General features: G+C 65.7%; 9 protein-coding genes and 1 tRNA gene. 5 read left to right on the top strand and 5 right to left on the bottom strand.

Annotation, left to right across the window (positions count from 1 at the left end; all coding sequences use genetic code 11):
* Positions 1 to 60: 60 nt before the first annotated feature.
* Both ABGA94_RS03845 and ABGA94_RS03840 read right to left on the bottom strand, forming a co-directional pair.
* A complete protein-coding gene (locus ABGA94_RS03845) occupies positions 61 to 852 on the bottom strand; it encodes a zinc-dependent peptidase (RefSeq protein ID WP_375366433.1) in 792 nt (263 codons plus the stop codon).
* Positions 819 to 1,103, bottom strand: coding sequence for a hypothetical protein (locus tag ABGA94_RS03840; RefSeq protein WP_014645622.1), 285 nt, complete (start codon positions 1,101 to 1,103; stop codon positions 819 to 821). Before ABGA94_RS03840 ends, ABGA94_RS03845 begins: the two co-directional genes overlap by 34 nt.
* 144 nt (positions 1,104 to 1,247) lie before the next feature.
* Here ABGA94_RS03840 and birA point away from each other — a divergent pair, with 144 nt between their 5' ends.
* The 4 genes from birA (at position 1,248) to ABGA94_RS03820 (ending at position 3,918) form a co-directional block, all read left to right on the top strand.
* Complete coding sequence (gene birA, locus ABGA94_RS03835; protein WP_111128906.1) at positions 1,248 to 2,216, top strand: bifunctional biotin--[acetyl-CoA-carboxylase] ligase/biotin operon repressor BirA; 969 nt, start codon at positions 1,248 to 1,250, stop codon at positions 2,214 to 2,216.
* Positions 2,213 to 2,944 carry a type III pantothenate kinase gene (locus ABGA94_RS03830; RefSeq protein ID WP_111128908.1) on the top strand — a complete coding sequence of 244 codons (732 nt, stop codon included), beginning with the start codon at positions 2,213 to 2,215 and terminating at the stop codon, positions 2,942 to 2,944. Before birA ends, ABGA94_RS03830 begins: the two co-directional genes overlap by 4 nt.
* A gap of 9 nt (positions 2,945 to 2,953) precedes the next feature.
* Entirely contained in the window at positions 2,954 to 3,802 is an 849-nt protein-coding gene (locus ABGA94_RS03825; RefSeq protein WP_111174937.1) for an SPOR domain-containing protein, read from the top strand.
* A gap of 40 nt (positions 3,803 to 3,842) precedes the next feature.
* Positions 3,843 to 3,918: transfer RNA gene (locus tag ABGA94_RS03820), tRNA-Thr, on the top strand.
* Positions 3,919 to 4,019: 101 nt separating this feature from the next.
* On the opposite strand, the gene ABGA94_RS03815 is transcribed toward ABGA94_RS03820, so the two are convergent.
* The 3 genes from ABGA94_RS03815 to ABGA94_RS03805 all read right to left on the bottom strand — a co-directional run bounded on the left by ABGA94_RS03815 (position 4,020) and on the right by ABGA94_RS03805 (position 6,706).
* Positions 4,020 to 4,844 carry a hypothetical protein gene (locus ABGA94_RS03815; protein WP_375366428.1) on the bottom strand — a complete coding sequence of 275 codons (825 nt, stop codon included), beginning with the start codon at positions 4,842 to 4,844 and terminating at the stop codon, positions 4,020 to 4,022.
* Between the two features lie 571 nt (positions 4,845 to 5,415).
* Positions 5,416 to 6,015 carry a hypothetical protein gene (locus ABGA94_RS03810; RefSeq protein ID WP_197598772.1) on the bottom strand — a complete coding sequence of 200 codons (600 nt, stop codon included), beginning with the start codon at positions 6,013 to 6,015 and terminating at the stop codon, positions 5,416 to 5,418.
* A gap of 289 nt (positions 6,016 to 6,304) precedes the next feature.
* Complete coding sequence (locus tag ABGA94_RS03805; RefSeq protein WP_164263496.1) at positions 6,305 to 6,706, bottom strand: hypothetical protein; 402 nt, start codon at positions 6,704 to 6,706, stop codon at positions 6,305 to 6,307.
* Positions 6,707 to 7,302: 596 nt separating this feature from the next.
* Between ABGA94_RS03805 and ABGA94_RS03800 the strand changes: the two genes are divergently transcribed.
* Positions 7,303 to 8,073, top strand: a complete 771-nt coding sequence (locus ABGA94_RS03800; RefSeq protein ID WP_111128916.1) for a DUF3011 domain-containing protein — start codon at positions 7,303 to 7,305, stop codon at positions 8,071 to 8,073.
* The last annotated feature ends 3 nt before the right edge of the window (positions 8,074 to 8,076 follow it).

Here is an 8,076-nt window from a genome sequence, read left to right as displayed (position 1 = left end):
GCTGGCCGGCAACCTCATGATCTTCGGTAGCCTTGCTTGGTTGCCGGCCAGCGGCCGGCACTACCGAAATTCGATCTTCGGCGGCTCGCCATAGAACCGCCGCAGCTGCGCGGCGACCTCGGGCAACGCCTGCTGCAGCAGATCCGGTGCCGAGAAGTGGTACTCGCTGGCCACCGCGAAGAACTCTTCCGGCGCCTCGGCCGCATACGGATCGATCAGCGTCTCTTCGCCTGCGTCCACCTGCGCACAGAACGCGTCGTAGGCGCGCTGGAACGTGGCCGCCCACTCGCGCTGCCATTGCCGGGGCAACGGCGGTGTGCCGTCCATCGCACCATCCAGTGCATCGAGCTTGTGCACCATCTCATGTACCGCCACGCAGTAGCCGTCGTGCGGCGCGGCCAGGTCGGCCTGCACATCGGCCCAGGACAGGATCAACGGACCACTGTCCCACGACTCGCCGATCAGCTCGTCATCCCACTCGTGCAACACGCCGGCCGCATCCATGTGGCTGCGGTGCACGCGGAACGCATCCGGGTAGACGATCAGCTGCGACCAGCCTTCCAGCCCCACTTCACCGAATTCCAGCAGCGGCAGGCAGCACAGTGCGGCCAGCAGCACGCCATCGCCAGCCTGCAGTTGCAGTTCACCGACAGGGGTAATGGTCTTCTCATGCAGGAAGCGCGTGGCCAGCACGCGCAGTCGCGCGCGGCGTTCGTCGTCCAGGCCGTGCAGCCAGGCCGCAGGGCGGCAGGCGTCTTCCCAAAGCGCATCGTCGATCGGCCGCGGCGAGGGCCGCAGCCACTGCAGCAACGACTTGATCAGCGGAACATTCCCGGCAGGTAGCTGTGCCACTTCGGCGCACGGATGCGCTGCAGCACGTCGTCGTCGCTGCCGCCGCCCCCGGTGCTGGTGGCACTGCTGGCCGCAGGGCGTACCGGTGCCGGCTTGGTGGTCGCAGCCGAGGCGGTCGCGGTCGGCGCGCGCTGCGAGGCGGCATCACCGTTGGAGGACACGCAGGCGCCCCGGCTGTCGTCCAGCGCTGCCGTTGCAGACGCCGCGAAGGGCATCATCAGCAGGATCAGGCAATGGGCATAACGGCGCATTGACGACATCCACGTTAAGGGAGGGTGAGTTCCCGATTCTAGCCCGAACCCGGCGCCCCGTTGGAAGCCCCTGCGGAACCCAGCGTGGCAGGCGTCGCTGGCGGCTTTCCCGCATAATTCCTTCCTGACTTCGTGGAAGCTGCCGTGGACGATCGCCAATTGCTGGCCAAACTCGCTGCCGGTCGCCTGTCCGGCGACGCCCTGGCCCGAGAGCTGGGCCAGACCCGGGCGGCTGTTTGGAAGCGTATTCAAGGGCTTAGGGCCGCAGGTGTGGACATCGAGGGCCGTGCTGGCGAGGGCTATGGCCTGACCCGCCCGGTCGACCTGCTGGACCCGGCGGCGATCCGCGCCGGCCTGCCCGCCGATGCCCAGGCCCTGCTGCACGACCTGCAGGTGGCCTGGACGGTGGACTCCACCAACGCTGAATTGCTGCGGTGCAGCGCGCCCCAGCGCGGGGTCAGCGTGCTGCTGGCCGAACGCCAGACCGGTGGCCGCGGTCGTCGTGGCCGCACCTGGGCCTCGCCGCTGGCCGCGCATATCTACCTGTCGGTGATGCGCCTGTACTCCGGCGGCCTGGGCCGCCTGGCCGGGTTGAGCCTGGTGGCCGGCATCGCCGTGGCCGAAGCGCTGCACGACCTGGGCTACACCCAAGCGCAGTTGAAGTGGCCGAACGACCTGATCGTCGATGGCAAGCGCAAGCTGGTCGGCCTGCTTGCCGAGGGCGGTGGCGAATACGCCGGCCCGGCGCGCGCGGTGATCGGCATCGGCATCAACACCCACATGCCGCCGTCGTTCGGCGAGCAGATCACCCAGCCGTGGGTGGACCTGGACACGTTGGCCGGCAAGCCGGTGGACCGCAATGGGGTGGTTGCTGCCGTGCTGGCGCGCCTGCTGCCGGCGCTGGAAGAATTCGATCGCGAAGGCCTCGCTCCGTTCCTGCCGCGCTACGCTGCCTTCGACATGCTGGCCGGCCGCGAAGTGCGCGTGGAACTGGACGGGCAGTGGCAGCACGGTACTGCGCTTGGCCTGGCTGATGACGGCGCATTGCGCGTGCGCATCGATGGCCAGGAACGCCTGCTGCACGCCGGAGAAGTCAGCGTGAGGGCGGCATGAGCGATTGGTTGTTCGACCTCGGCAACTCGCGCTTCAAGTTCGCGCCGTTGCAGGGTGACCGTGCCGGTGACGTACAGGCCTGGGCGCATGGCGCCGAAGGCATGGCCGGGCAGCCGCCGCACAGCCTGCCCAGCGGCCGCACCGCGTTCGTGGCCAGCGTGGCGGCACCGTCGCTGACCAGCGCGATGCTGGACCAGCTGCAGCGCCGCTTCGAGCATGTGCATGTGGTGCGCACCAGCGCCGAATGCGCCGGCGTGCGCATTGCCTATGCCAGGCCGGAAAAGTTCGGCGTCGACCGCTTCCTCGCCCTGCTGGCTGCGGCCAAGGCGCAGCGCCCGGTGCTGGTGGTCGGCGTGGGCACCGCACTGACGATTGATCTGCTCGATGCCGACGGCCAGCACCACGGTGGCCGCATCTCCGCATCGCCCACCACCATGCGCGAAGCACTGCACGCGCGTGCCGTGCAGCTGCCCGCGACCGGTGGCGGCTACAGCGAGTTCGCCAACGACACCGCCGACGCGCTGGCTTCCGGCTGCGATGGCGCTGCGGTGGCGCTGATTGAACGCAGCGCACAGCACGCGCACACGCTGCTGGGCGTGGCACCGTCGCTGCTGGTGCACGGTGGCGGCGCAGCGGCGCTGATGCCGTTGCTGCCCGCTGCCGATTACCACCCCTCGCTGGTGCTGGATGGCCTCGCCCGCTGGGCGGTGCACCAGCGCGCGCGCTAGTATCCGCGCATGCTCACCCGTGCCCTGATCGTCGTACTGGCCATTCTCAATCTCGGCGTCGCCTGCTGGTGGCTGCTGCGCGATGCGCCGCAGAAGCCTGCGCCTGCGCCGCAACCGGCTGGCGTCGCCGAGCTGCGCTGGGTGCCCGGTGGCGTGGATGCCAATGCCGCAGCCGAGGCCACCGCCGCCGCCCCGACTGCACCGCTGATGGAGCGCGAACCGGCGGCGAAGACCGCGGTGGCTGCGACACCCGCGCCGGCCGTGCCGGCCAAGCCGGAATCTGCCAAGCCGCAGGTGGCTGAGGCTGCGCCGGTTGCTGACGCTGCCAAGCCGGGAACACCGCCTGCACCCGTTCCGGCAGCGGAAAAGCCCGTAACCCCGCCCGCGGCCGCCGAGCCGCCGCGCTGCGTCGCGCTGGGCCCGTTCGCCGACCGCGCCGCCGCGACCAGTGCACAGGGCAAGGCCGGTACGCTGCTCAGCCAGGTGCGCCTGCGCGAACAGCCCGCTGCCAGCGGCAGTGCCCGCTACCGGGTGATGCTGCCGGCCGCCGCCAACCGTGACGAAGCCCAGGCCACCGTGAAGCGCATCGTCGCCGCCGGCCTGAGCGACTACTACATCATCAGCCAGGGCGAGGAGGCCAACGCCGTGGCGCTGGGCCAGTACCGCAACCGCGAAGGCGCCGAACGGCGCATGGCGGCGGTGCAGGCCGCCGGCTTCCAGCCGCGCCTGGTCGCCAGCGGCGACACCGGCCAATGGTGGCTGGAAGGGCAGCTGGCGGCAGGCACGCAGCCGGCCCAGGCCCAGCAGCGCAGCGGCGCAGCCCAGAGCCGGTCGCTGGAATGCACGCGGTTGCGCTAGAATCCCCTGACCGCGGCGCTGCCGCCGGTGCACCAACCATGCCGCTTTAGCTCAGTTGGTAGAGCAACTGTCTTGTAAACAGTAGGTCATCCGTTCGATTCGGATAAGCGGCACCACCTGGGAAGCTCTGAAACGCCTTGAAAACAGGGGTTTCAACGAAAAAGGCCAGCGCAGTACGCTGGCTTTCCTGCGTCTGCCGTCCGTCCCTACGCTGACCTCAGGGAAGCAGACTCCTAGGAGGAACTAATGAGCTCGACTGAAGCCCGACAACCTCGCTTCTGATCTGCTGGCATCGGTCCAGCATCAAGTCGCCGGATGAAGCTCCAAGCCGGATGCCTCCGTCCGCCAGCAACGGATAGGTTTCCAGTCGCACGCGATAGGCTTCCTGCGAGGAGTAGCGTACCGCCTGATCGCCGGACGCGAGAGGGGCCCCCGGTAAGTCTTCTTCCGCAATGAGGCCGTTGATCCGAAGTTGCGCGCACAGGCCCGCGTAGTAGGCGCTTCTTTCGTCCTGTCCTCGGGGATTTTTTTCAGCGTGGCCTAAAGCGTGAAAGCTTTCGTGCGCAACCAAGTCAACAAGATTCGCGAAGGTTCTATGTTGATTGCTGTATACAGGTGCCACAAACGCAAGCTGCCTGCCTGTGGCAAAGAGGCCAATCGATCTTGTTCGTATTGCCCCAGCAGTGCCTTCCGGCAGAAGAAGGATTCGGTACCTGTTTGATGCTGCCGGTATCCATGACTCGGATGCCGCAGCCGCAGCATCGATACGTGCGCACACATCTGCGGCATCAAGCGCCAGCCCGTTCGCGATCTGCAGGTTGATCGTCCGCGCGGTATTCGCGCAGCGGACGAGGTTCGTAGCGCCTACGGCGTTCTTCCCCGGTAGAACAGAAGTCGTATGGAAGTAACGGAGAGGGCCTAGAGGGACGGAAACAACTTCAGTGTATCCCGCTGAAGCAACCCCATTGGGAAGTGTGGTAGTCGCGCAGCCTGAAAGAACAATGGTGCAGACGCCAACCAGGAAGATTGCAATTGTGCGCATCTTGTCCCCACATGAAAGCGGGGCTGATGCCTCCGCTCCAGCGAATCGTGTCAGGTGTTCCACGACAACCAGGTCATCCGTTCGACTAGGATAATCGCCCCCATTCCCATGAGTCAGCGCCTCTTTGCGCTGCTCCAGGTACTCCCATTTGTTCGAAGGGCGGCAGAGCGGTTGCGTCGACGGCCTTACCTTGAGAATGCTGGCCCGTCCTGCGCATGAACCTGCTGCGCCGGCTGCTGTTCAAGATCTGCGGCCAACGCTTCAGCGCGATGAAGGGACTCTGCTTCAGGCAGGCGAAGCGCGTCCATCATATTCATGGTTCCACGGCGTTGGGCAGGATCGTCCATCGCTCCCTCGACGATGAATACTCTCTTGCCACGTGCAAGGGACTATCAGCCTGTGCAAGACCCGCTCGAAGTGTTGGGGATTTGGTCAGAAGCGATGCCAGCGAGGGATCAACCAAAGGCGAAGCCGGACGACGTGTTGCCCCTGGTCGGCCACTCTCCTGCGGCTGTGACAGTGCAGATTCTTCAGTACGCTCCATGGTGCGGCTCTTTCGCAATGACAGGGATCAGCGCTGACTGATCGATACGTAGGTCAGCGTCTTGTGGTCAAGGGAGAGCCCGAGTACAACCTTGGCACTGTTCACCTGAGCAGACCAGTAAGGGCGGGAATCAGGCGCATCCGGGTGGGGTGGATACATGGCGGATTCTTCCCAGATGATTCCCTCGAGCGCGATGCTCGGCGGTGTGAATTCAAAGATCAAGGTCGCGTGCGTAGGATCGTCGGCAGGACTTCTCAGCGTGATGTTCTGGATACCAAGTCCGCCCAGCATGCCGCGTTCTGCGGTCCGCTCGTCCCTCAAGCCTTGTCGAGTCGGTTCTCCCAGGTGCGTGTGGAGCTGTTCATTCAATGCGTCGACATCATCAAAACGCAATTTGGTCAAACGCTCGATATCGTTCTTGAACCGCTCCATACCAGTTTGACTACCTGATTCGACGGGCTGTGTTTGATTCAGATGATCTGATGGGGGCGGCGGCGCGGCGCTCGTACATGCTGCCAGCACAAGCGCCGGAACAGCGATCGCGAGGCGACGACGCACTGCTATCCAGAGGTGGCGCCGAAGTTCACGTTCTGATGAAGAAGCGCATTTCTCGACCCATGCATCCATGAAAGCGTCTCTCGCGCCAATGTCACGCTCTTGAATCTAGCACAGCATCTTTTGACTGCGGATTGGGTCCGTGATCCGTGCCTTGGGTGTGCGATTGCACGCCAGCGCAGCATAAGCACATGCGCCGATCATGATGCGTCGGCGCGGCGCCGGTCGCAAAGGCGATGGAACGAAGATGAAGAAACCGCCATTCGCTGGTTTTCTCGTCCCAACCCGGTGAGTCAACTCACTGTATGGCGCGGGCAGATCCTTCGATCAATGCCGCACATACACTGCGACCGCAGCAGCCTCAGCTACGCACCTGCAACGCCACATACTCCGCCAGTCCCCGGCAGGCCAGCATCAGTCCTTCGCGCGTGCCGTCGCCGATGTCGTCTTTCTCTTCCCCGTCCACGCGCACGCGCTCGGCGGCGTGGTACAGCTCCAACAGCGACACCAAACCCACCGCAGCGCGATCCCGGCGTGCGGCGGCCACGGCCTGGCCGGGTGTGCTGGCGGGCCCCGTCCACGGCTGTCCATCGGCGGCATCACCGGCGCGGATGCGCTGCAGGCAGCTGGGCAGGTTGATGGACGCAGGCGCTTCGTTCGCAGCGGCGAAAGCGGCTTCCAATGGCTGCGCCAGTTCGGGCGGCAGGCGCAGGGCGGCCTCGCCCAGGGTGGCGGTCAGGTATGGGTGGTTGGTTCTGGACATGCGGGCATCCTCGTCAGGAACAGAGGTGCCGCCACGATAGGGTGGCGGGCGATGCGTGGCTTCCAAGACCGGAGATCGATGAGCCGGCGGGCACAGGGCCCCCACGCACCGCCCGCCGTCGATCGGCGAACGGATTGCCAGCCGGCGCCGCACCTGGAAGGACGACGCCGGCTGGCAAGCGTATACAGCTTCAATCAAACGGGCTTGGAAGACCCGGCCACCTCTGCAGGTGGCGATTCATCATGCGCAGGCGAAATCCCCGTCTGCCAGTCGATTGTTTCGATGGCATCGGGAGATCTGAAAGGAAAAATGAATTATCGCGATTGGCCTGTTTCGAGCAGTGCAATGCCAGAAGCGACAGTTCGCGCAGTGCCGCGAACCACGATACATCCGGCTGTGCCATTGCTGTCGCACGGCCCATCGCGGCCCACGACGTAAAGCTGGCTTAACCGCCCCGGCAGGGCTCCAGGAACACCCTATCAGACCTGAATCCCCACGCGCGCCGCCGGGTTCTTGATATTCCTCACGGACAGGCCGCAGCGCCCCACCGCATACTGCCGCCACACGCCCACCCTGGGCCCCTTCGGGATCCGCACATGCGTCGCCATGCCCTATCGCTCACCGTCGCACTGGTGTCCACCGCTTTCGTGGCCCCGGCCATGGCCGCCGTGCCGTTCTTCAACGCCAGCTGCCCGGGCGGTATCGATGTGCACGCCGACGAAGGCGGCCCCGTCTACGTGCAGGGCCGCGAGGCGGCGCTGAAACGCTTCAACGACCGCTACTTCGAAGCGCGCGATGCCAACAGTGGTATCACGTTGTCGATCAGCCGCAGCGATGACGGCACGCCGCAGATCAGCTACACCGGCCGTGGCGGCGCCAATGGCATTTGCCAGGTCAGTAGCAGTGGTGCACCTGCGCCCGCCGCAAACAGCGTTCGCCCTCGCGACGCTGCCGCTGGGGATGCCGCGCTACCCCGCGAAGTCACCTGCGAATCCACCGGCCAGCAGCAGGTGTCGTGCGATCTGAATACCCGCGGCAATGTGGAAATCGTGCGCCAGCTCAGCCGCACCCGATGCGAGGAAGGCAAGAACTGGGGCCTGTCCCGGCACTCGGTGTGGGTCAATGGCGGCTGCCGCGCGGTGTTCCGCAATGTGTCTTCGGTGACCACCCCGGCGCCGGCAGGCGATACCGCGTTGGGCGCCTGCAACATGCGCAAGGGCGCTCAGGGCGCGCTGGTCACCCAGATGCCGGTGGGCAGCGATTACCAGGAACTGATCATCGATTATCCCGATGGCCGTTTCCTGTGCATGATGCGCAACAACGGTCAGGTGCAGAGCCTGACGCCGGTTCGCCGCCGCGGCGGTTGAGGC

This window comes from Stenotrophomonas sp. 3diitr2024 (genome assembly GCF_042136455.1).
Classification (GTDB): Bacteria; Pseudomonadota; Gammaproteobacteria; order Xanthomonadales; family Xanthomonadaceae; genus Stenotrophomonas; species Stenotrophomonas sepilia.
This window is presented reverse-complemented; position numbering and strand designations above follow the sequence as displayed.

Bases quoted from the DNA above. Each gene is read 5' to 3' on its own strand.
- ABGA94_RS03840 (WP_014645622.1), bottom strand. From the start codon at position 1,103: ATGCGCCGTTATGCCCATTGCCTGATCCTGCTGATGATGCCCTTCGCG.
- ABGA94_RS03830 (WP_111128908.1), top strand. From the start codon at position 2,213: ATGAGCGATTGGTTGTTCGACCTCGGCAACTCGCGCTTCAAGTTCGCG.
- ABGA94_RS03825 (WP_111174937.1), top strand. From the start codon at position 2,954: ATGCTCACCCGTGCCCTGATCGTCGTACTGGCCATTCTCAATCTCGGC.
- ABGA94_RS03815 (WP_375366428.1), bottom strand. From the start codon at position 4,844: ATGCGCACAATTGCAATCTTCCTGGTTGGCGTCTGCACCATTGTTCTT.
- ABGA94_RS03810 (WP_197598772.1), bottom strand. From the start codon at position 6,015: ATGGATGCATGGGTCGAGAAATGCGCTTCTTCATCAGAACGTGAACTT.
- ABGA94_RS03805 (WP_164263496.1), bottom strand. From the start codon at position 6,706: ATGTCCAGAACCAACCACCCATACCTGACCGCCACCCTGGGCGAGGCC.
- ABGA94_RS03800 (WP_111128916.1), top strand. From the start codon at position 7,303: ATGCGTCGCCATGCCCTATCGCTCACCGTCGCACTGGTGTCCACCGCT.